The 23,394-nt window shown below is 67.2% G+C and carries 16 protein-coding genes and 1 tRNA gene; 7 read left to right on the forward strand and 10 right to left on the reverse strand.

Annotated features, from left to right (window positions below; all coding sequences use genetic code 11):
* Positions 1-60: 60 nt before the first annotated feature.
* The gene (gene aceE, locus Q3A80_RS02040; protein WP_446327427.1) at positions 61-2,757 is read right to left on the reverse strand and encodes a pyruvate dehydrogenase (acetyl-transferring), homodimeric type; all 2,697 of its coding nucleotides are present in this window, start codon (positions 2,755-2,757) and stop codon (positions 61-63) included.
* A 273-nt stretch (positions 2,758-3,030) separates the two neighbouring features.
* Between aceE and fixL the strand changes: the two genes are divergently transcribed.
* The 4 genes from fixL (at position 3,031) to Q3A80_RS02060 (ending at position 9,661) form a co-directional block, all read left to right on the forward strand.
* Positions 3,031-5,547, forward strand: a complete 2,517-nt coding sequence (fixL, locus tag Q3A80_RS02045; RefSeq protein WP_322024907.1) for an oxygen sensor histidine kinase FixL — start codon at positions 3,031-3,033, stop codon at positions 5,545-5,547.
* Positions 5,544-6,182 (forward strand): oxygen response regulator transcription factor FixJ, encoded by a 639-nt coding sequence (gene fixJ, locus Q3A80_RS02050; protein WP_006493245.1) that lies wholly within the window; start codon positions 5,544-5,546, stop codon positions 6,180-6,182. Before fixL ends, fixJ begins: the two co-directional genes overlap by 4 nt.
* A 246-nt stretch (positions 6,183-6,428) precedes the next feature.
* Entirely contained in the window at positions 6,429-7,286 is an 858-nt protein-coding gene (gene folD / locus Q3A80_RS02055) for a bifunctional methylenetetrahydrofolate dehydrogenase/methenyltetrahydrofolate cyclohydrolase FolD (protein WP_446327428.1), read from the forward strand.
* 287 nt (positions 7,287-7,573) lie between these two features.
* Positions 7,574-9,661, forward strand: a complete 2,088-nt coding sequence (locus tag Q3A80_RS02060) for a M3 family metallopeptidase (RefSeq protein ID WP_446327429.1) — start codon at positions 7,574-7,576, stop codon at positions 9,659-9,661.
* Between the two features lie 84 nt (positions 9,662-9,745).
* Here Q3A80_RS02060 and dinB read toward each other — a convergent pair whose 3' ends face one another.
* A complete protein-coding gene (gene dinB / locus Q3A80_RS02065; RefSeq protein WP_446327430.1) occupies positions 9,746-11,146 on the reverse strand; it encodes a DNA polymerase IV in 1,401 nt (466 codons plus the stop codon).
* A gap of 183 nt (positions 11,147-11,329) precedes the next feature.
* Here dinB and Q3A80_RS02070 point away from each other — a divergent pair, with 183 nt between their 5' ends.
* Positions 11,330-12,022, forward strand: coding sequence for an aspartate/glutamate racemase family protein (locus tag Q3A80_RS02070; protein WP_446327431.1), 693 nt, complete (start codon positions 11,330-11,332; stop codon positions 12,020-12,022).
* A gap of 82 nt (positions 12,023-12,104) precedes the next feature.
* Here Q3A80_RS02070 and Q3A80_RS02075 read toward each other — a convergent pair.
* Positions 12,105-12,181, reverse strand: a tRNA-Met gene (locus Q3A80_RS02075).
* Between the two features lie 181 nt (positions 12,182-12,362).
* Here Q3A80_RS02075 and xth point away from each other — a divergent pair.
* The gene (gene xth, locus Q3A80_RS02080; RefSeq protein ID WP_446327432.1) at positions 12,363-13,139 is read left to right on the forward strand and encodes an exodeoxyribonuclease III; all 777 of its coding nucleotides are present in this window, start codon (positions 12,363-12,365) and stop codon (positions 13,137-13,139) included.
* 34 nt (positions 13,140-13,173) lie between these two features.
* Here xth and Q3A80_RS02085 read toward each other — a convergent pair whose 3' ends face one another.
* The 4 genes from Q3A80_RS02085 to glnA all read right to left on the reverse strand — a co-directional run bounded on the left by Q3A80_RS02085 (position 13,174) and on the right by glnA (position 19,653).
* Complete coding sequence (locus Q3A80_RS02085) at positions 13,174-15,291, reverse strand: prolyl oligopeptidase family serine peptidase (protein WP_446327433.1); 2,118 nt, start codon at positions 15,289-15,291, stop codon at positions 13,174-13,176.
* Positions 15,292-15,371: 80 nt separating this feature from the next.
* Entirely contained in the window at positions 15,372-16,886 is a 1,515-nt protein-coding gene (gene ntrC / locus Q3A80_RS02090; RefSeq protein ID WP_446327434.1) for a nitrogen regulation protein NR(I), read from the reverse strand.
* Between the two features lie 46 nt (positions 16,887-16,932).
* Positions 16,933-18,075: a nitrogen regulation protein NR(II) gene (gene glnL / locus Q3A80_RS02095; protein WP_446327435.1), complete on the reverse strand. Its 1,143-nt coding sequence runs from the start codon at positions 18,073-18,075 to the stop codon at positions 16,933-16,935.
* A gap of 162 nt (positions 18,076-18,237) precedes the next feature.
* The gene (gene glnA / locus Q3A80_RS02100; RefSeq protein WP_446327436.1) at positions 18,238-19,653 is read right to left on the reverse strand and encodes a type I glutamate--ammonia ligase; all 1,416 of its coding nucleotides are present in this window, start codon (positions 19,651-19,653) and stop codon (positions 18,238-18,240) included.
* Between the two features lie 404 nt (positions 19,654-20,057).
* Here glnA and Q3A80_RS02105 point away from each other — a divergent pair, with 404 nt between their 5' ends.
* A complete protein-coding gene (locus Q3A80_RS02105) occupies positions 20,058-20,522 on the forward strand; it encodes a rhodanese-like domain-containing protein (RefSeq protein WP_446327437.1) in 465 nt (154 codons plus the stop codon).
* A 146-nt stretch (positions 20,523-20,668) separates the two neighbouring features.
* Here Q3A80_RS02105 and Q3A80_RS02110 read toward each other — a convergent pair whose 3' ends face one another.
* The 3 genes from Q3A80_RS02110 to Q3A80_RS02120 form a co-directional block, all read right to left on the reverse strand.
* Positions 20,669-21,484, reverse strand: coding sequence for a competence/damage-inducible protein A (locus Q3A80_RS02110; protein ID WP_446327438.1), 816 nt, complete (start codon positions 21,482-21,484; stop codon positions 20,669-20,671).
* The gene (locus tag Q3A80_RS02115; protein WP_446327439.1) at positions 21,481-22,308 is read right to left on the reverse strand and encodes an EI24 domain-containing protein; all 828 of its coding nucleotides are present in this window, start codon (positions 22,306-22,308) and stop codon (positions 21,481-21,483) included. The genes Q3A80_RS02110 and Q3A80_RS02115 overlap by 4 nt, the downstream gene beginning before the upstream one ends.
* A 111-nt stretch (positions 22,309-22,419) precedes the next feature.
* Positions 22,420-23,394, reverse strand: coding sequence for a sterol desaturase family protein (locus Q3A80_RS02120; RefSeq protein ID WP_446327440.1), 975 nt, complete (start codon positions 23,392-23,394; stop codon positions 22,420-22,422).

Here is a 23,394-nt window from a genome sequence, read left to right on the forward strand (position 1 = left end):
TCTCCATGGCCGCGCGCGCCCCTCCCGGAAGCGGCGCGCGGCATCACACGGGCGTGTGCGTTAAACGGTCATCGGGTTGGGCTTCGACGGATCGAGGTTGTACTTGGCGATCGCGTCCGCGACCACCTTGCGCTCGATCGTGCCTTCGTCGGCCAGCGCGTTCAGCGCGGCGACGGTCACCCAGTGACGGTCGACTTCGAAGAAGTGACGCAGCTTTTCGCGGGTGTCCGAACGACCGAAGCCGTCGGTGCCCAGCACGACGAAGCGGCGATCGATCTGGCCGCGGATCTGGTCGACCAGCGCACGCACGTAGTCGGTCGACGCGATGACCGGACCCTGCGTGTCCTTCAGGCACTTCTGCACGTGCGACAGGCGACGCTCCTCGGTCGGATGGAGCAGGTTCCAGCGCTCGACGTCGTGGCCTTCGCGCGCGAGCTCGGTGAAGCTCGGCACGCTCCACAGGTCGGCGGCGACGCCCCAGTCGTTCTTCAGCAGGTCGGCCGCAGCGATCACTTCGTTGAAGATCGTGCCAGCGCCGAGCAGCTGCACGCGCGGCGCCTTCTTGTCGGCGTCGGCCTTCCTGAACGCGTACATGCCCTTGATGATGTCGGCCGCCACGTGCTCGCCCTGCGGAATCGCCGGGTGCTCGTAGTTCTCGTTCATCACCGTGATGTAGTAGTACACGTCTTCCTGGTCCTGCACCATGCGGCGCAGGCCGTCCTGGATGATCACCGCGAGTTCGTAGCCGAACGTCGGGTCGTAGCTCACGCAGTTCGGCACCGATGCGGCCCACAGCAACGAGTGGCCGTCTTCGTGCTGCAGACCTTCGCCGTTCAGCGTCGTGCGGCCCGCGGTGCCGCCGAGCAGGAAGCCGCGCGAGCGCATGTCGCCCGCCGCCCATGCGAGGTCGCCGATCCGCTGGAAGCCGAACATCGAGTAGAAGATGTAGAACGGCACCATGATCTCGCCGTGCGTCGAATACGACGTCGCCGCCGCGATCCAGTCGCACATGCCGCCCGCTTCGTTGATGCCTTCCTGCAGGATCTGGCCGGTCTGCGATTCCTTGTAGAACATCAGCTGGTCGGAATCTTCCGGCACGTACTTCTGGCCTTCCTGGTTCCAGATGCCGATCTGGCGGAACAGGCCTTCCATGCCGAACGTACGCGATTCGTCCGGGACGATCGGCACGACGCGCTTGCCGAGCGCCTTGTCCTTCAGCAGGATGTTCAGGATCCGCACGAACGCCATCGTCGTCGAGATCTCGCGGCCTTCGCCCGTGCCCTTCAGGAGCGGCTCGAACGCGTCGAGCGCCGGCACCGGCAGCGACGTCGCCTTCTCGCGGCGATGCGGCAGGTAGCCGCCGAGGTCCATGCGCTTCTGGCGCATGTATTCGAGCTCCTTCGAGCCTTCCTCGAACTTCAGGTACGGCACGTCGGCGATCTGCTCGTCGGTGATCGGCAGGCGGAACTGGTCACGGAATTTCTTCAGTTGCTCGACCGGCAGCTTCTTCTGCTGGTGCGTGATGTTCATCGCCTGGCCCGACTCGCCCATCCCGTAGCCCTTGATGGTCTTCGCGAGGATGACGGTCGGCGCGCCCTTCGTGTTGGTCGCTTCGTGGAACGCCGCGTAGATCTTGTGCGGATCGTGACCGCCGCGGTTCAGCGCCCAGATGTCGTCGTCCGACCAGTCGGCGACGAGCGCCTTCAGTTCAGGCGTGTTGAAGAAGTGTTCGCGAACGAACGCGCCCGACTCCGACTTGTACGTCTGGTATTCGCCGTCGACGCACTCCATCATCCGGCGCATCAGCGCGCCCGACTTGTCGCGTGCGAACAGCGCATCCCAGCGGCTGCCCCAGATGACCTTGATCACGTTCCAGCCGGCGCCGCGGAATTCCGATTCCAGTTCCTGGATGATCTTGCCGTTGCCGCGCACCGGGCCGTCGAGACGCTGCAGGTTGCAGTTGATCACGAACACGAGGTTGTCGAGCTTCTCGCGGCTCGCCATGCCGATCGCGCCGAGCGATTCCGGCTCGTCGGTCTCGCCGTCGCCGAGGAACGCCCAGACCTTGCGGCCTTCCGTCTTCGCAATGCCGCGCGACTCCAGGTACTTCATGAAGCGGGCCTGGTAGATCGCCATGATCGGGCCGAGGCCCATCGACACGGTCGGGAACTGCCAGAAGTCCGGCATCAGCCACGGGTGCGGGTACGACGAGATGCCCTTGCCGTCGACTTCCTGGCGGAAGTTGTCGAGCTGCTCTTCCGACAGGCGGCCGAGCAGGAACGCGCGCGAGTACACGCCCGGCGACGAGTGGCCCTGCACGAACACGAGATCGCCGCCGTGCTGGTCGGACGCTGCGTGCCAGAAATGGTTGTAGCCGACGTCGTAGAGCGTCGCGGCCGATGCGAACGACGCGATGTGGCCGCCGACGTTCGTGTCCTTGCCTGCGCGCAGCACCATCGCGAGCGCGTTCCAGCGCGTGTACGAACGGATGCGGTGCTCGATGTCCTGGTCGCCCGGAATCTTCGCCTGGGCGGCCACGGGGATCGTGTTGATGTACGGGGTGTTGGCGGAGAACGGCAGGTGTTCGCCGTGCATGCGGGCGAACTCGATCTGCTTTTCGATCAGGTAGTGCGCGCGGCCGGTGCCCACGGAGGAGATCACGCCGTCGAGCGACTCGAGCCATTCGACGGTTTCTTGCGGGTCGTCGTCACGTTCGGCGGCGACATATTTCATCACTTCGTTCGGTACAGCGGACATTCTCGTCTCCTGGGTCCTGGAATGTGAGGATCGCTCTCGTGCAGACGACGCGACGCGACCGGCTGCGGGCAAGCTCCGACGGATTGTAATGAGCGTGCCCGGCCGCGCGCAACAAAATTTTCGAATTATGAGATCTTTTCTCGCAATGCGAAATATTGCTGCGCTGCACCCACGCGGCGGGCCTCTGCGGCCCGCGCCGCGAGCACAAATCCGTTTCCGTTCAACATATCCGGTATAGGTTTTCCATGTATTGCGCTGCGCTACAATCCTGCCATGTTGACCGATCGGCTTTTCGCACGCTCGGCGCGACCGTCGGGCCCGCCGGCGGAGTCGCAGCCGTCCCGCTGGCACCACGGACCGTGGTGGTCCAATTCCTATTTGCTGACGCCGCTGCTGTCGATCCTCGTGTTCCTCGTGGTGATGAGCCTGATTCTATGGAGCCTCAATCGCCGCGAACAGCAGCAGCAGGAAGACACGCTGTTCCGTAACGTCGCGTGGGCGCAGCAGCAGATCCGCCTGTCGATGACGGGCGCGCAGGAACAGCTGCAGGCGCTGTCGCGCGACCTCGCGTCCGGCCGCCTCGACCAGAACGCGTTCCAGATGGCCGTCGCGGACGTGATGCAGACGCATCCGGAAATCCTCTATCTGAACTGGTACACGGCGCCCGGCGTGCAGCGCTGGCCGACCGTGCATCCGCCGCTGCTCGGCCAGCGGCTCGCGAAGCCGGGCGACGCGCAGATGCAGGACGCGGTGCGCGGCGCGTACGACGAAGCGCGCAGCACGCGCCGCCAGGCGTATTCGCCGCTGATCTACGACGACTTCGGCAACGGCTTCATCACGCTGCAGACGCCCGTGATGCGCGGCGACCGCGAATATCTCGGCTCGATCGCCGCGGTGTTCTCGGTCGAGGGGATTCTGAAGCACGACATCCCGCAGGAGCTATCGTCGAAGTACAAGATCTCGATCACCGACTCGAACAACCGCGAGCTGTCGTCGACGTCGACGCGCCCGCGCCTGCCGCGCGACTCCCACTACGACCTGCCGCTCGACCCGCCCGGCCAGGGGCTGACCGTGCGCGTGTACGCATTCCCGCAGCTCACGAACCTGACGAACAACACGCTCGTGTGGCTGGTCGCCGGCCTGTCGTGCTTCGTGCTGTGGAGCCTCTGGAGCCTGTGGAAGCACACGCGCCAGCGTTTCGAGGCGCAGCAGGCGCTGTACGCGGAAGCGTTCTTCCGGCGCGCGATGGAGAACTCGGTGCTGATCGGCATGCGCGTGCTCGACATGCACGGCCGCATCACGCACGTGAACCCGGCGTTCTGCCGGATGACCGGCTGGGACGAGACCGACCTCGTCGGCAAGGTCGCACCGTTCCCGTACTGGCCGCGCGACTCGTACCCGGAAATGCAGCGCCAGCTCGACATGACGCTGCGCGGCAAGGCGCCGAGCTCGGGCTTCGAGCTGCGCGTGCGGCGCAAGAACGGCACGCTGTTCCATGCGCGCCTCTACGTGTCGCCGCTGATCGACAGCTCCGGGCGGCAGACTGGCTGGATGTCGTCGATGACCGACATCACCGAGCCGAAGCGCGCGCGCGAGGAGCTCGCGGCCGCGCACGAACGCTTCACGACGGTGCTCGAAAGCCTCGACGCCGCGGTGTCGGTGCTGGCCGCCGACGAGGCCGAGCTGCTGTTCGCGAACCGCTACTACCGCCACCTGTTCGGGATCCGCCCGGACGGCCATCTCGAGCTGTCGGGCGGCGGCTTCGACCGCGCGCAGGCGTCGTCCGACTCGATCGACATGGTCGATGCGTTCGCGGGCCTGCCGGCCGCTGCGCTGACGAGCAGCACGGCCGACGCGCAGGAGGTGTACGTCGAAAGCATCCAGAAGTGGTTCGAGGTGCGCCGCCAGTACATCCAGTGGGTGGACGGCCACCTCGCGCAGATGCAGATCGCGACCGACATCACGACCCGCAAGAAGGCGCAGGAACTCGCGCACCAGCAGGAAGAGAAGCTGCAGTTCACGAGCCGATTGATGACGATGGGTGAAATGGCGTCGTCGATTGCTCACGAATTGAATCAGCCGCTCGCCGCGATCAACAACTACTGTTCGGGCACGCTTGCGCTCGTGAAGAGCGGCCGCGGCACGCCCGAGACGCTGCAGCCCGCGCTCGAGAAGACCGCGCAGCAGGCGCTGCGCGCGGGGATGATCGTCAAGCGAATCCGCGAATTCGTGAAGCGCAGCGAGCCGAAGCGCCAGCCGGCGCGGGTCGCGGACATCGTCGCGGATGCGGTCGGGCTCGCCGAAATCGAGGCCAGGAAGCGCAGGATCCGGATCGTCACGGAAATCCTCGCAAGAATGCCTATTATTTATGTCGACCCCGTGCTCATCGAGCAGGTGCTCGTGAACCTGATGAAGAACGCGGCCGAGGCGATGGCCGACGTGAAGCCGGCGTCGGCGGACGGCGTGATCCGCGTCGTCGCCGACATCGATGCGGGTTTCGTCGACATCCGCGTGATCGACCAGGGTCCGGGCGTCGACGAAGCGACCGCCGAACGCCTGTTCGAACCGTTTTACAGCACCAAGTCCGACGGCATGGGCATGGGGCTGAACATCTGCCGTTCGATCATCGAATCGCATCGGGGGCGTCTGTGGGTGGTGAACAATGTCGAACCGGACGGCCGCATTTCCGGCGCGACATTCCACTGCAGCCTGCCCATTGGGGAACCCGCTGATCTCGGCCAAGGGGGGCGCGAGGCATCGGCATCACATACCGTTACGGGAGAACTATGAATAGCCCTGTCACCACCACTCAGGAAACTGTCTTCGTCGTCGACGACGACGAGGCCGTACGGGACTCGCTGCGCTGGCTGCTGGAGGCGAACGGCTATCGCGTGCAATGCTTCTCGAGCGCCGAGCAGTTCCTCGATGCGTATCAGCCGGCGCAGCAGGCCGGCCAGATCGCGTGCCTGATCCTCGACGTGCGGATGTCGGGCATGAGCGGCCTCGAACTGCAGGAACGCCTGATCGCCGACAACGCCGCGCTGCCGATCATCTTCGTCACCGGCCACGGCGACGTGCCGATGGCCGTGTCGACGATGAAAAAGGGTGCGATGGACTTTATCGAGAAACCGTTCGACGAGGCCGAGCTGCGCAAGCTCGTCGAGCGGATGCTCGACAAGGCCCGAAGCGAGAGCAAGAGCGTCCAGGAACAGCGCGCCGCGAGCGAACGGCTGTCGAAGCTGACCGCGCGCGAGCAGCAGGTGCTCGAGCGCATCATCGCCGGCCGCCTGAACAAGCAGATCGCCGACGATCTCGGGATCAGCATCAAGACGGTCGAAGCGCACCGCGCGAACATCATGGAAAAGCTCAACGTCAACACGGTTGCCGATCTGCTGCGCCTCGCGCTGTCGAAGAAGCAGGCCTGAACGTTGCCCGCGGCCGCGGGGCACTCTGTCCCGGCCGGCCGCGTGACCGTACTGCCGCGCCGCGCGATGCGGCCCACTCGCGCGGCGCGGCCCGGCGCTTCCTCCCGGGGCGCCGGCACTGCCGCGATGACGCTTTCCTTGTATTCGCTGTCGGACGACGGCAGGCGACCGGTATAATTGCGTGCTTTGCTGCGGCGTTTCGTGCGCCGCACGCCCGCATTCCAACTTCCCGGCAGGACCACCACCATGACAGCCCTCCTCATCGACGGCAACGCCCTCTCGAAGACCTTGCGCGCGCAGGCCGCCGAACGTGCCGCCGCCCTGACCGCACGCGGCCACCAGCCCGGTCTCGCGGTGATCCTCGTCGGCGCGAACCCGGCGAGCGAAGTCTACGTGCGCAACAAGATCAAGGCGTGCGAGGACAACGGTTTCTTCTCGCAGAAGGACGCGTACCCGGACACGCTGTCGGAAGCCGACCTGCTCGCGCGCATCGACGAACTGAACCGCGACCCGAAGATCCACGGCATCCTCGTGCAGCTGCCGCTGCCCGCGCACATCGACAGCCACAAGGTGATCGAGGCGATCGCGCCCGAGAAGGACGTCGACGGCTTCCACGTCGCGAACGCGGGCGCGCTGATGACGGGCAAGCCGCTGTTCCGCCCGTGCACGCCGTACGGCGTGATGAAGATGTTCGAAGCGCACGACATCCCGCTGCAGGGCGCGAACGCGGTCGTGATCGGCCGCTCGAACATCGTCGGCAAACCGATGGCGATGCTGCTGCTCGAAGCCGGCGCGACCGTGACGATCTGCCACAGCAAGACGCGCGACCTCGCCGCGCACACGCGCCAGGCCGACATCGTCGTCGCTGCGGTCGGCAAGCGCAACATCCTGACGGCCGACATGGTCAAGCCCGGCGCGACGGTGATCGACGTCGGCATGAACCGCGACGACGCGGGCAAGCTGTGCGGCGACGTCGACTTCGCGGGCGTGAAGGAAGTGGCCGGCCACATCACGCCGGTGCCGGGCGGCGTCGGCCCGATGACCATCACGATGCTGCTGATCAACACGATCGAATCGGCCGAGCGCGCCGCCGCGGCCGCCTGAGCGGCACGCGATCGCCCAGCCCCGTCCAGCCGGCGCGCATTCGTGCGCCGGCGTCCCACCGGCCGTCATCGCGGCCGCGCCGCAATTCCGTCCCCCTGCCGCATCGCCGCCCGGCTACGCTGCATTCCGCGCGCATTCGACCCCCGCGTCGCACCGTCCAATCGCGTCGTTAGAAACTAACGATTGGAAAGCGCGCGATGCGCCCCAATAATGTCGGTATCGGGTGTCGCTGCATCGCACCCCACCCTTTTCACCCCGGTTCATCCGGCAACAGACAGGGAGTCTTAATGTCCGCCAGCGCCAATACCAATCCGCTCCTCGATTTCTCCGGCCTGCCCCGCTTCGGCGAGATCCGTCCGGAACACGTGACGCCCGCACTCGATACGCTGCTCGATGCCGCCAACCGCGCCGTCGAGGCCGCGAGCGCGCCTGCGACGCCGGCGACCTGGGCCGCGATCGTCGAGACGGTCGAGCAGGCGACGGAGCCGCTCGGGCGCGCATGGGGCGTCGTCGGCCATCTGAACGCGGTCGCCGATACGCCGGAGCTGCGCGCCGCCTACGGCGAGAACCTGCCGCGCGTGACCGAATTCTGGTCGAGCGTCGGCCAGAACCTCGCGCTGTACGAGAAGTACAAGGCGATCGCCGCGAGCGCCGAATACGCGACGCTGTCCGCGGAGCGCAAGAAGATCCTCGACAACGCGCTGCGCGATTTCCGCCTGTCGGGCGCCGAGCTGCCGGAAGACCGGAAGCCGCGTTTCGCGGAACTGCAGGAGCAGCAGGCCGCGCTGTCGAAGGCGTTCTCCGACCACGTGCTCGACGCGACCAACGCGTATGCGTATTTCGCGCAGGACGAAGCGGAACTCGCCGGCCTGCCGGGCGATGCGATCGAAGCGGCCCGCGAGGCCGCGCAGAAGGACGGCAAGGAAGGCTGGAAATTCACGCTGCACTTCCCGTCCTATTTCCCGGTGCTGCAGTACGCGGAAAACCGCGCGATGCGCGAGACGCTGTACCGCGCGTATGCGACGCGCGCATCGGAACTCGGGCCGCAGTACGGCGGCGGCAAGGCCGAATGGGACAACACGGCGATCGTCGCCGACGAGCTGAAGCTGCGCCGCGAAGAGGCGCAGATGCTCGGCTACCGCAACTTCGCCGAAGTGTCGCTCGCGCCGAAGATGGCCGAGTCGCCGCAGCAGGTGATCGCGTTCCTCGAGGATCTCGCGACGCGCGCGCGCCCGCATGCGGACAAGGACTGGGATGAACTCCGCGCATTCGCCGCGAAGGAACTCGGGCTGACCGAGCTTGCGCCGTGGGACGTCGCGTTCGCGGCCGAACGGCTGCGCCAGCAGCGCTATGCGTTCTCGGAAAACGAGGTCAAGCAGTACTTCCCGGAACCGGCCGTGCTGAAGGGCCTGTTCACCGTCACCGAAACGCTGTTCGGCGTGCGCATCAAGCCGGACGACGCACCGGTGTGGCACAAGGACGTGCGCTTCTTCCGCGTCGAGAACCGCGACGGCTCGCTCGTCGCGCAGTTCTATCTCGACCTGTATGCCCGCGAAGGCAAGCGCGGCGGCGCGTGGATGGACGATGCGCGCGCGCGTGCGAAGCGCGGCAGCACCGTGCAGACGCCGGTCGCGTACCTCACCTGCAACTTCTCGGCGCCGGTCGGCGGCAAGCCCGCGTGCTTCACGCACGACGAAGTCATCACGCTGTTCCATGAATTCGGCCACGGGCTGCATCACATGCTCACGCGCGTCGACGAGCTCGGCGTGTCGGGCATCAACGGCGTCGAATGGGATGCGGTCGAGCTGCCGTCGCAGTTCATGGAGAACTTCTGCTGGGAATGGGACGTGCTGTCGTCGATGTCGTCGCACGTCGATACGGGCGCGTCGCTGCCGCGCGAGCTGTTCGACAAGATGATCGCCGCGAAGAACTTCCAGAGCGGCCTCGGCACGCTGCGGCAGATCGTGTTCTCGATGTTCGACATGCTGCTGCACGTCGACTTCGACCCGGCCGGCACGACCGGCGTGAACGCGTTCGCGCGCGAGATCAACGAGCGCTACCACGTGATCCCGCAAGCCGCGTTCTCGCGCTGGCCGAATACGTTCAGCCACATCTTCGCGGGCGGCTATGCGGCCGGTTACTACAGCTACAAGTGGGCCGAGGTGCTGTCGGCCGATGCGTACGCGGCGTTCGAGGAAGCGGCCGCCGCCAGCGGCAGCGTGCTCGACGCGGCGACCGGCACGCGCTATCGCCGCGAGATCCTCGAAGTCGGCGGCAGCCGTCCGGCGATGGATTCGTTCAAGGCGTTCCGCGGCCGCGAGCCGGAAATCGACGCGCTGCTGCGGCACAACGGGATGGCCTCACCTGCGCACTGAGCGCACTGAGCGCACCGAGCACATCGCGCACGCGGCCCGGCTCGTCGGGCCGCATCGAAAGGCACCGCTGCGGCGGTGCTTTTTTCATTGCGCGGGGGATTCGTCGCCGGCGTTGGGCGAGTCGTTCACGCTGGCAGCGTCGCCGGCGTCGGCCGGATTGGCTGGGTCGTTCGCGTTGCCCGCGTCGCCGGCATCGGCCGGGTCGCCTGGGTGGTTCGCGCTGCCCGCATCGCAAGCGTTGGGCGGGTTGCCCCACCCGTTCGCGTCGCCGGCGCCGGCCGGGTTGCCTTGGCCGTTCGCGCCGCCCGCGTCTCGAGCCACGTCCACGTGATCGGCTTCGTCGTCGAACAGCGAGAACTGCCCGTGACGCTCGGCCGTATCCTCGTCGATACGCACGCCGACGCCGAGCAGCCGCACCGCCTGCGCGCGCCGCTGCAGCCCCTTCGCGAGCAGCGTGACGGCCGTCTGCGCGTTCGTCGCATCGGCCACGCATTCGACCGTCGTGCGCTGGAAATCCGCGAAGCGGATCTTCACGTACAGCTTGCGGATCGAGCGGGCGGCACCGGCGCGCGCGATTCGCGCGTCGAGCTGCACGACGAGGCGGCGAATCTCGTCCGCGCATTGTTCGAGCGTCGTCAGGTCGGTCACGTAGGTCGTCTCGACGCTGACCGACTTGCGCTCCTGGTCGGCCTGCACCGGTCGCTCGTCGATCCCGCGCGCGAGCTGGTACAGCCGCCGGCCGAACGCGCCGAACTCGCGATGCAGGTCGATCAGCGACCAGTCGCGCAACTGCGCGCAGGTCTGGATGCCGAGCCGGTCGAGCCGCGTGGCCGTCACCTTGCCGACGCCGTGCAGCTTGCGCACCGGCAGCGCCGCGACAAACGCATCGACTTCATGCGGGCGCACGACGAAGAGGCCGTCGGGCTTGTTCCAGTCGGATGCGATCTTCGCGATGAACTTGTTCGGCGCGACGCCGGCCGACACCGTCACGCCGACCGTGTCGTACACACGCTGGCGGATCTCGCGCGCAATCAGCGTCGCACTGCCCTGGCACAGTTCCGACCCGCTAACGTCGAGGTACGCCTCGTCGAGCGACAGCGGCTCGACGTCGTGCGTGTAGTCGCGATAGATCGCCATGATCTGCCGCGACGCCGCGCGGTACTTGTCCATCGCGGACGGCAGGATCAGCAGGTCCGGACACTTGCGCATCGCGAGCGCCGACGACATCGCCGAATGCACGCCGTAGCGCCGCGCCTCGTAGTTGCAGGTGGCGATCACGCCGCGCTGGTCGGGCCGGCCGCCGACCGCGAGCGGCCGGTTGCGCAGCGACGGGTCGTCGCGCATCTCCACCGACGCGTAAAAGCAGTCGCAGTCGCAGTGGATGATCTTGCGCACGCGCGGCGGCACGTCACCGGTTGACGGCGCGCCGGGAGCGGCTGGCGGAATGATGGTCGGGTTCACGGTGCCGATACTGTACAAAAACACAGTGGCCGTTTCAACTGCCGCGTGCCGCCATCGCCGGACACCGGCGGGCCCGCCGGCCGCCCCGCTCCGGCCATCTCCACGCGACAGCGCCGTACCGGCCGGCTTCGCGCGGATCGTACCGCCGCGCGCCCGAGCCGGCCCCTATACTCGTCCGTCACGACATACGAAACGTACAGGTGACGGATGAAGACGATCGGACTGATCGGCGGCATGAGCTGGGAATCGTCGGCCGAGTACTACCGGATGATCAACCGCCATTCGAAGGCGCTGCATGGCGGCCATCACAACGCGAAGAGCGTGCTGGTCACCGTCGATTTCGCGGAGATCGAGGCGCTGCAGCGCGTGCACGACTGGGCCGCGCTCGGCGAACGGATGGCCGAGGCCGCGCGTCAGCTCGAAGCGGCCGGCGCCGATCTCGTCGTGCTGACGACCAACACGATGCACCGCGTGCACGGCGCGATCGAGGCGGCGGTGCCGCTGCCGTTCCTGCACATCGCCGATCCGACCGGCGCCGCGCTGCGCGCCGCGGGCGTCGAGCGCGCCGCGCTGCTCGGCACGCGCTACACGATGGAGCTGCCGTTCTATGCGGAGCGCTTGCGCGAGAAGTTCGGCCTCGACGTGCTGGTGCCGGACGAATCCGCGCGCGGCGACGTGCACCGGATCATCTACGACGAGCTGTGCCACGGCGTGATCGACGCGGCGTCGCGCGCGGCCTACGTCGCGATCATCGACGAACTGGCGAAACGCGGCGCGCAGGCGGTGATTCTCGGCTGCACGGAGATCACGCTGCTGATCGGCGAGGACGACTCGCCGCTGCCGGTGTTCGATACGACCGCGCTGCATGCGAAGGCGGCGGTCGAATGGGCGGCGGGCTGAAAACAAAAAACCCGGCACGGAGCCGGGTTCTTGTCGACGAAGCGCGCATCGGTCAGTTGCGCTGCACATCGTCTGGTGTGCTTGGTTGCGGGGGTAGGATTTGAACCTACGACCTTCGGGTTATGAGCCCGACGAGCTGCCAGACTGCTCCACCCCGCGTCAGAGAAATAAATTATAGGGTGAGGGAGCACTCACGTCAACACTTTTGTCACAATTTCTTTGCAAGTCCGTGCGATCGCGATGCGCGGCGCCTGCGTCGCATCGCGTGTTGCGCGCGTTCGCGCCCCGTGCTCGCGGTAAGATGGCGGCCTTCGCATTCACCCCGCACGCATTCCCGTTCATGAAAATCGCCACCTGGAACGTCAACTCGCTCAACGTCCGCAAGCAGCACGTGCTCGACTGGCTCGCGCAAAGCGGCGCCGACGTGCTGTGCCTGCAGGAGCTGAAGCTGCCGGACGAGAAGTATCCGCGCGCCGATCTCGAGGCCGTCGGCTACCGCAGCTGGTTCACGGGTCAGAAGACCTACAACGGCGTCGCGATCCTCGCGCGCGACACGCTCACCGTCGACGAATCGGACGTCGTGCGCAACATCCCCGGCTTCGACGATCCGCAGCAGCGCGTGGTCGCCGTGACGGTCGAAGGCGTGCGCATCGTGTCCGCGTATTTTCCGAACGGCCAGGCGCCCGACTCCGACAAGTTCGTCTACAAGATGCAGTGGCTCGACGCGCTGCAGGCGTGGCTCGCCGCGGAGATGCAGCGCTACCCGAAGCTCGCGCTGCTCGGCGACTTCAACATCGCGCCGGAAGACCGCGACGTGCACGACCCGGCGAAATGGGTCGGCCAGAACCTCGTGTCGCCGCAGGAGCGCGCGCACTTCGCGAAGCTGATCGAGCTCGGCTTCGTCGATGCATTCCGCCGCTTCGAGCAGCCCGAGAAGACCTTCACGTGGTGGGACTACCGGATGTTCGCGTTCCGCCGCAACGCGGGGCTGCGCATCGACCATGTGCTGCTGTCGCCCGCACTCGCCGACACCTGCACGTCGTGCGAGGTCGACCGCGTGCCGCGCACGTGGGAGCAGCCGTCCGACCACACGCCGGTCGTCGCGGTCGTCAGCTGAAGCCGCCGCGCCCGGGCCACGCTCACGCCGGCGTTCATCCGCGCGCGGGAGCCGGCCCGAGATGGGCCCACAGGAAGCCGAACTCCGCCGCATCCGATTCGGCGCGCTCGAGATCGTCGGCGCTGCCGTGGCCGCCGTCGGTGTTCTCCCAGTACCACACCCGATCGTGTCCGAGCGCATGCATGCGTGCAGCCATCTTGCGCGCATGCGCAGGATGCACGCGATCGTCGCGCGTCGACGTGGTCAGCAGCAGCGGCGGATACACGACGCCTTCGCGCACGCGGTGATACGGCGAATAGGCGGCAAGCGCCGCGCCCTCGCGCGCATCGTCGGGATCGCCGTATTCGTCGAGCCATGCGGCGCCCGCATGGAGCTTCGGATAGCGCCGCATGTCGAGCAGCGGCACGCGGCACAGCACCGCGCCGAACAGCTCGGGGCGCTGCACCATGCACGCGCCGACCAGCAGCCCGCCGTTGCTGCCGCCTTCGATCCCGAGCTGCGCCGCGGTCGTCACGCCGGTGCGGATCAGGTCCTCGGCCACCGCGATGAAGTCGTCGAACGAGCGCTGCCGATGCTCGCGCTGCGCGTCGACGTGCCAGCCCGGCCCGAATTCGCCGCCGCCGCGGATGTGCGCGAACGCCGCGACACCGCCGCGCTCGAGCCACGCAATGCCGAGTGCATCGCTGTAGCCCGGCAGGTTCGGAATCGCGAAGCCGCCATAGCCGGAAAGCAGGCACGGCCGCGCGACGCGATGCGTGCCGCCGGGTCGATCCAGGCCATCGAGCGCATCGCGCGGCCCGATCAGCGTGTACGGCACGACCGTGCCGTCGCGCGAGCGCGCATTCGCGCGCCGCACGACGAGGCCGTCCGTCGCGAACCGCACCGGCGGCCGGTCGAGCAATACGCGGCGCGACGGCGCATCGGCCGCGCGATCGCCGAGATCGGCGAGCCAGCATTCGGGCGGATCGAGATAGGTATCGACGTCCACGTACACGTCGTCGTTCAGCGTCGACTCGACCGGTTCGACGTCGATCTGCGCGTCGCCCGGCCACTCGAACGGCCGCGCGTCCCACGTCCATGCGCCGCCGGCGTCCTGGCGCGGCTGCCACAGCATCGTGCGGTTGTGCACGTCGTCGAGCCAGCTCGCGATCAGCATCGTGCGCGTGTGCGTCCACGTGCATGCGGACGTCGACGGCCGCGGTTCGAACAGCGTCGTGAATACGCGCGACCCGGCCAGGAACGCCTGCTCGCGGATCGCGAGCAGCGAACCGCCCGCGTGATCCACGCCGGCGCAGTCCCAGTCGAGCCGCGGCTCCAGCACGAGCCAGCCTTCCCAGAAGCCGACCTCGACGTGGGTCGGCACGTCGTAGCGCACCCACTCGCCTGCTTCGGTCAGCCAGTACGCATGCGCATCGAAGAAGTCGACGCTGCGCCACGCGACGTGGCGGCCGTCGATCGGGTCGAACCACGCGCCCGCGCTGATGTCGTCCGGTTCGCCGCGAAACACGACCGGCGCGTCGGCGAGCGGCGTGCCGCGCACCCAGCGGCGTGCGTCATACGGATAGCCGGCCGCGGTCGCATGCGCTTCGCCGCGATCCCAGCTCACGTAGACGGTATCGCGATCGATCCAGCCGACCGTGTGATGGCCCGGCTCGTCGATCGTGAACCCGCCGTCGACGAACCGGCGCGCCACCAGATCGAACTCGCGCACGACGACCGCATCGGCGCCGCCCGGCGACAGCGACAGCAGCGCACGGTCGCCGTCCGGATACAGGATCGCGTCCTGCTCGAAGACCCACGACTCGCCCTCCTGCGCACCGAGCGCGTCGATGTCGAGCAGCGTTTCCCATTCGGGCCGGCCGGCGCGCCAGTCGTCCCAGCGCGCGCGGCGCCACAGGCCCTTCGGATGGAGATCGTCCTGCCACAGGTCGTACGCCCAGTCGCGCCAGCGGGTCGGAATCACCGGGCGCTCACGCGGCAGATACGCCTGTGCGAGCCGCGCGGTGAGCGCGCGATACGCATCGTCGTCGCGCAGCGCGACACGCGTACGCGCGTTCTGCTCGTCGACCCACGCGCGGGCGCGCGTGCTGTCGAGCGCTTCGAGAAAACGGAACGGATCGGCCCCGGCGGGCCAGCGGAAGGAATCGGACATGACGGAAGTGCACGTGACGGCAAACCGCGATTATGTCCGATCGCGGCATGCGCGATGCACGCGCATGCCGCGGCGGCCGGTTACGGCTCCAGGTGCAGTTCCTGGATCTTGCGCGTGATCGTGTTGCGGCCGATGCCGAGCCGCTCGGCCGCCTCGACCTTGCGGCCGCGCGTGAAGTCGAGCGCCTCGCGGATCACGGCCGCCTCGAAGCGGCGCGCGAGCTCGTCCATCACGTCGGCCGAATTCTCGCGCAGCAGCCGCGCGACCTCCGTGCGCAACCCGTTTTCCCACATCGGATAGCCTGCCGGCGCGCCGTTCGGCGCAGCGCCAGCGGGCGCCGCCGTCAGCGGCACCGTACCGGCCGCCGGCTGCATGCGCACCGCGTCGCCCGCCGCGCCGTTCGCATCCGCGCCATCGGCCGTCACCGTCGCCGGCGCGCCTGCCGGCACCAGATCGGGCGGCAGGTCCTTGATCTCGACCGTCTGCGCGGGCGCCATCACGGTCAGCCAGTTCGCGAGGTTCTCGAGTTGCCGCACGTTGCCGGGAAACGGCAGCGACGTCAGGTACGCGAGCGCCTCGTCGGACACGCGCTTCGGCTCGACGCCGAGATCGCGCGCGCTCTTCTGCAGGAAGTGGCGCGTGAGCAGCGCGATGTCCTCGCTGCGTTCGCGCAGCGGCGGCAGTCGCAGCCGGATCACGTTGAGGCGGTGATAAAGGTCCTCGCGGAACAGCCCCTGCCGCACGCGCGCTTCGAGATTCTGGTGCGTCGCGGCGATCACGCGCACGTTCGCGCGCAGCGGATTGTGGCCGCCGACCCGATAGAACTGCCCGTCCGACAGCACGCGCAACAGGCGCGTCTGCAGATCGAACGGCATGTCGCCGATTTCATCGAGGAACAGCGTGCCGTTCTCGGCCTGCTCGAAGCGGCCCTGGCGCGTCGTCTGCGCGCCGGTGAACGCGCCGCGCTCGTGGCCGAACAGTTCGGATTCGAGCAGATCCTTCGGGATCGCCGCCGTGTTCAGCGCGATGAACGGGCCGTTCGCCCGCGGGCTGTGACGATGCAGCGCACGCGCGACGAGCTCCTTGCCGGTGCCCGATTCGCCGGTGATCAGCACGGTCGCGGCCGAATGCGACAGCCGGCCGATCGCGCGGAACATGTCCTGCATCGCGGGCGCCTGGCCGAGCATCTCGGGCGCTTCGGCCACGCGCTCGTCCTGCGGCGCACCGCCGCGCAGGCTTTCCTCGACCGCGCGGCGGATCAGCTCGACCGCCTTGTCGACGTCGAACGGCTTCGCCAGATATTCGAACGCGCCGCCCTGGAACGCCGCGACGGCGCTGTCGAGATCGGAGAACGCCGTCATGATGATGACGGGCAGGCCAGGCAGCCGCTCGTGCATCGCCTGCAGCAACTCGAGGCCGGAGCCGCCCGGCATCCGGATGTCGGATACGAGCACCTGCGGCGTCTCGTGGTCGAGCGCGGCCAGCGCGTCGCGCACGTTCGCGAAGCTCTTCGTCGCGAAGCTGTCCCGGGCGAGCGCCTTTTCGAGCACCCAGCGGATCGATTGATCGTCGTCTACTATCCAGATCGGCTTCATAGGTCGGTCAGAGATTGGTGAATCCGGTGAATCGCCATGCTGCCGCTCAATGGTCGAGCGGCAGCAGGATCTGAAATTCGGTACGGCCGGGCCGGCTCTCGACCTCGATCATCCCGTCGTGCTGCTGCACGAACGTCTGCGCGAGCGTGAGGCCGAGCCCGCTGCCGTCGTCGCGCCCGGACACGAGCGGATAGAAGATCCGGTCGCGGATCTCCTCCGGAATGCCGGGACCGTTGTCGACCACGTGCAAGTCCAGTGCCAGCTTGTACAGGCGCTTCGCGATCGTGACCTTGCGCGCGACACGCGTGCGCAGCTCGATCTTCGCGTCGCCCTGCGCGATGCGCTCGCGCAGCGCCTGCGCGGCGTTGCGCACGATGTTCAGCAGCGCCTGGATCAGTTGCTCCTTGTCACCGCGCAGGTCCGGCACGCTGACGTCGTAGTCGCGCTCGATCGTGAGCCCGCGCGGAAATTCCGCGAGCATCACCGCGCGCACGCGTTCGCATACTTCATGAATGTTCACGTCGCCGACGATGTGCGGATGCCGGTGCGGCTCCAGCAGGCGGTCGACGAGCGTCTGCAGGCGGTCGGACTCCTTGATGATCACCTGCGTGTATTCGCGCAACTCGCCGCGCTCGCGTTCGCTCAGTTCGAATTCGAGCAGCTGGGCTGCGCCGCGAATGCCGCCGAGCGGGTTCTTGATCTCGTGCGCGAGGTTGCGGATCAGTTGCTTGTTGACCGCGGTCAGGTCGTGGATGCGCTCCTCGCGATCGGTGCGCGACTGCCGCTCGTTCTCGAACAGCTCGACGAGCACGAAATCGGGCGCCGTCTCGAGGAAGCCGACGATCGCATGCACGTGCAGCGCCTCGTGGCCGGGCCGGTCGAGCACGGTGTCGAGATGCGTCGCGTGAAAGCGCTCCTCGCCGATCGCGGTGATCGTCGACGCGAGCTCGTTCGCGTTCGGAAAAATCTCGCCCCACGGCCGCTGCGCGAGCTGCCGGCGCGAGATGTCGAGCATCGCCTCCGCGGACGGATTCGCGAACGCGACCCGCAGCGTCTTGCGGTCGAGCACGATCACAACCGTCGGCAGCGCCTCCAGTCCCGCAAGCAGGCCCGAGCGCGTGAGCCGCTCGTCTTCCGTCAGTCGCTCGGGCTGCCCCGTCTTCGCCTTGATCAGATTCTTCAGAGCCATCTTGCGTGCGTGTCGCGCCTCACCGGGTCGGAAAATGGAAATTTTCGGAACAAAAAAGGGACGGCTGGACGCCGTCCCCTTTCAGACTCCGCGGTCCCCGCCGCAAGCCGCGCGACGGGAACGAACCGGCATGACGGCGCTGATTCGAAGCGCCATCGCCGATTACAGCGAGTAGTACATCTCGAACTCGATCGGATGCGTCGTCATGCGGAACTTCGCCAGCTCCTGCTCCTTCAGCGCGAGGTACGCGTCGATCATGCCGTCGGTGAACACGCCACCGCGCGTCAGGAACTCGCGATCCTTGTCGAGCGCTTCCAGTGCCTGGTCGAGGCCTGCGCAGACGGTCGGGATCTTTGCATCCTCTTCCGGCGGCAGGTCGTACAGGTTCTTGTCCGCTGCTTCGCCCGGATGGATCTTGTTCTGGATCCCGTCGAGGCCGGCCATCATCAGCGCCGAGAACAGCAGGTACGGGTTCGCCATCGGATCCGGGAAACGCGTTTCGATACGGCGGCCCTTCGGGTTCGACACGTGCGGAATGCGGATCGATGCCGAACGGTTGCGTGCCGAGTACGCGAGCTTGACCGGTGCTTCGAAGTGCGGGACCAGACGCTTGTACGAGTTCGTCGTCGGGTTCGTGATCGCGTTCAGCGCGCGAGCGTGCTTGATGATGCCGCCGATGTAGAACAGCGCCAGTTCCGACAGGCCGGCGTAGCCGTTGCCCGCGAACAGGTTCTGGCCGTCCTTCCAGATCGACTGGTGAACGTGCATGCCCGAACCGTTGTCGCCGACGACCGGCTTCGGCATGAACGTCGCCGTCTTGCCGTACGAGTGCGCGACGTTATGGATGATGTACTTCGACCATTGCGTCCAGTCGGCGCGCTCGACCAGCGTCGAGAACTTCGTGCCGATTTCGTTCTGGCCCTGGCCCGCCACTTCGTGGTGGTGCACTTCGACCGGGATGCCGAGCTGTTCGAGCAGCAGGCACATTTCCGAACGCATGTCCTGGAACGTGTCGACCGGCGCGACCGGGAAGTAGCCGCCCTTCGTGCCCGGACGGTGGCCCGTGTTGCCGCCTTCGAATTCCTTGGCCGAAGACCACGGTGCTTCTTCCGAATTGATCTTCACGAAGCAACCCGACATGTCCGTGTTCCACTGGACCGAGTCGAAAATGAAGAATTCCGGTTCCGGACCGAAGTAGGCCGTGTCGCCGATGCCCGTGCTCTTCAGGTACGCTTCCGCGCGCTTCGCGAGCGAACGCGGGTCGCGCTCGTAGCCCTTGCCGTCGGCCGGCTCGACCACGTCGCAGGTCAGCACCAGCGTCGACTCTTCGTAGAACGGGTCGATGAACGCAGCGTTCGGATCCGGCATGAGCAGCATGTCCGACGCCTCGATGCCCTTCCAGCCGGCGATCGACGAACCGTCGAATGCATGGCCGCTCTCGAACTTGTCTTCGTCAAACGCCGAAACCGGCACCGACACGTGCTGTTCCTTGCCGCGCGTATCCGTGAAGCGGAAATCGACAAACTTGACGTCCTCGTCCTTCACGAGCTGCATGACGTCGGCGACGGTTTTACTCATAACCTCTTCTCCTGATTGAACAATTCCGGCGGACTGGGAACCGCCTCGTTTATCGAGCTGCCCGGAGTCTGGCTTTGGCGCAGCGCGCCCCGGGTCGACCGAATTCTATATAGCAGCTTCCGTGCCAACCATCGCAAAACCGACGCGAATCGCGCCGGCCCGCGCCGCAGCGGGGCTTCGCTGCGCGATTGAAGGGCCAGGCGCTGCACCGGCGGCTGGCGAACCGCACCGTCATGGTGCAAATACCCTGATGCGCCGTCGCGATCAGCCCGTTTTGGTGCATACGGATCATTCTGCACTCTTTTGGTGAGACGCGGGCGGTGCACGCGCGACCGGACGCGCGGACATCCGCGCGGCGCCACCGCGCTAAAATGTTCGTTTGACCGATACGGAGACCTCCTGCCATGAGTACGCTCGACCAGCTTTACGCGAAGGCCGAAGAACGCCGCGCCCAAGGCGCGCTCAACTATGCCGGCGCGCTGCTGCCGGTGGAGGCGTTCGAACTGCTGCAGCTCGACCCCTCGGCGCGCCTCGTCGACGTGCGCACGCGCGCCGAGCTCGACTGGATCGGCCGCCCGCTCGTCGGCGACGGCCAGTACCTGCACATCGAATGGACGCGCTACCCGGGCGGCGTGCCGAATGCCGAATTCGTCAACGATCTGAAGGCGGCGCTGCCGGCCGACACGCCGATCCTGTTCCTGTGCCGCAGCGCCGCGCGCTCGAAGCTCGCCGCCGTCGCATCGGCGCAGGCCGGCTTCACGAAGGCGTTCGATCTGCTCGAAGGCTTCGAAGGCGGCAAGGACGCCGAAGGCCACCGCAAGACGGTCGACGGCTGGTGCTTCCGCAAACTGCCGTGGATCGGCGCCTGACGGCGCACCCGTTCAGCCACGCCCGACTGCGACATCGTCGAGCCGGGCGATGACACCCCGATGACGGGCCGCATTGCGCGGCCCGCGGTTTTTGTGCGGCCGCGGCCGCTGTCGCGGCCCGCGGGCGCGAACGACGCGCGCGCCGCTCAGGCGCGCGGCGCGTCCGGTTCGACGACGTCGCCGCCGAGCAGATGCACGCCTTCGCGCAGCTTCACGAACGCGGCCGCGACCGCCTCCGGCTCGCCCTTCACGCCGAGATCGATATGCCGGCGCGCATAGATCCCGCCGCGCTCGGCGTCGCCGACGCTCGGCAGGCTGAACACGCGCACGCCCGGAAAATCGCGCTCGATCTTCTCCATCAGCGGCGTGAGCGTCGATTCGGGCAGCTCGAACACGTACAGCGAGCGCTCCGCATGCGGCGTCGCGTGATGCAGATGCTGATACTTCGTGTCGAGCACCCATTCGATCATCGGCCACGCCATCACCGGGAAACCCGGCACGAAATGCAGATCGCCGACCGAGAAGCCCGGAATCCGGTTGTAACCGTTCGGGATGATCGTCGCGCCCACCGGGAACACGCCCATGTTGAACCGGTGCTGGTTTTCCGGCGACTCGAAGTCGACCGGCGTGGCCGGGTCGGTGTGCGTCTCGCGGATGCGCTCCGAAATCAGCGCCTTCGCTTCCGGATGCAGTTCGAGCGGCACGCCGAGCGCGGCGGCCGCGCACTGGCGCGTGTGGTCGTCGGGCGTCGCGCCGATCCCGCCGGTGGAAAACACGATGTCGCCGGACGCGATCGCGCGCGCGAGCGTCGCGGTGATGCGCGCCGGATCGTCGCCGACGTATTCGGCCCAGTCGAGCGCGAGGCCGCGCGCGCCGAGCAGCTCGATGACTTTCGCCAGATGCTTGTCCTGCCGGCGGCCCGAAAGGATTTCGTCGCCGATGATGACGATGCCGATGCTCATGCCTGCCCCATGTCGATTGCGGTGGCGCGCGAGCTCGCGCGCAGGTCGTCGAGCGCGCGCAGGCAATAGTGCCCGAACCACAGCGCCGAGAAAACGAGGATGAAAGCGTAAACCCAGATCATCGCCGCTGCCACGAACGGAAACAGCACCATCATCCAGACCGACGAGACCCACACGAAGGTCGGCACGGTGCCGAGCAGCCCGGTCGCGACGCCGATGCCGATCAGCGGCCAGCGGTGCTGCCGCACGAGCGCGCGGCGCTCGTCGCGGCTCGCGTGCTGCGCGAGCGCGTCGTAGGTCATCACGCGGTACGTGAGCCAGCCCCAGATCACCGGCGGCAGCAGCGCGAAGAACGGCGGGATCAGCCACAGCGGGATCGTGACGACGAGCAGCACGACGCCGACGATCGCGGCGCCGAGCGAGTTGAACACGCTGCCGAAGAACGTGCCGCCCCGCTTCGCCTCGAGCGCGGCGAACTGCCGGTTCGACAGGTGCTTGATCACGACCGGCATCGAGATCGTCGCGATCAGCAGCAGCACGGTCAGCACGATCAGCGGAATCGCGAGCGACACGACGACGAACGGCGCGACGACCGCATGCAACTGCGACATCCCGATCGCGTCGAACGCACGGTACAGCGCGGCGGTCAGCACGAAGCCGTCGAGCGCGCCGCGCGCGGCGTCGATCAGCGTCTGCCACGAGAACCACAGCACGACGCCCCACAGCAGCGCCGAGACCACGAACGGCATCAGGGTGAGCCACAGCATGCGCGGGTGCAGCGCGCTGGCGAACGCGCGGACGAAGGAGCGCAGCAAGTCGTTCATGCGGACCTGTATCGAGGAAGAAAAACGGGGAAAGGATAAACCACGCGGCCCGCATGCGCCAAAGCGCAAGCGGGCCGGGTCGGAAAGCCGTTCAACGGGAAGATGACGAGGTCAGGCCGACGCCGCGCCGCGCTTCGCCGGCACGAGGCGCCGGAAGATCCGCACGAACGCGAGGCCGTGCTGCGCCCAGAAGCCGTCGCCGTAGGATACGCCTTCGACCTGCTCGCGGATGCCGGTCGGCTCGACCGTGCGGTTCCACGACGCGGTGCCGAACATCATGTCCCACCACGGGAACAGCACGCCGAAGTTGCAGCCGTACTTGGTGCCTTCGTGGCCGTAGCCGACTGCGTGGTGGCGCCGGTGGAAGGTCGGGCTCACGAGCAGGCGCTCGCCGAGCCGGCCGTACGACAGCCGCGCATTCGTATGCTGGATGCTCTGCAGGAAGTTGGTGACCGCGGTCAACACGACGAACTGCGACGGCGTCACGCCGATCACGAGCGCGATCGCCGCGAAGAAGCACGACTGGATCACGTCGTCGAGCAGGTGGTTGCGGTCGTCGCACCACAGCGACATCTGCCGCTGGCTGTGATGCACCGCGTGCAGCTCCCACCAGACGCCGAACTTGTGCTGCCAGCGGTGATACCAGTAGCCGGCGAAATCGAGCACGACGAGGTAGATCGCGAACGCGACGATCGGCTGCGACGTCACGCCGGGCCACAGATAGTCGAGGTTGAAGTTCGACACGCCGTGCAGCCGCAGCGACGCCTGGAACCGGTCGAACACCGGCTGCAGCGCGAAGAAGAAGAACAGCGTGTAGATGCCGAGCTTCGAGATCGCCGTGTAGATCACGTCGACCCGCACCGCGCGGCGGTTCTTCCACCGCTCGACCGGCGCGAGCGCCTCGAGCGGGCGCAGCAGCGCGAACATCAGCACCATCTGCAGCGCGCCGATGATCACCCAGTACAGCGCGTCGTAGGTGTCCTCGTCATAGTCCATCAGATTGAACTTGAAGAGGAGCGGCTGCACGACGTCGACGTACAGCCAGGTCTGGATGTCCGACACGAACGCATCAATCAGGTGCAGCAT

It is taken from the genome of Burkholderia sp. SR8, assembly GCF_052851275.1.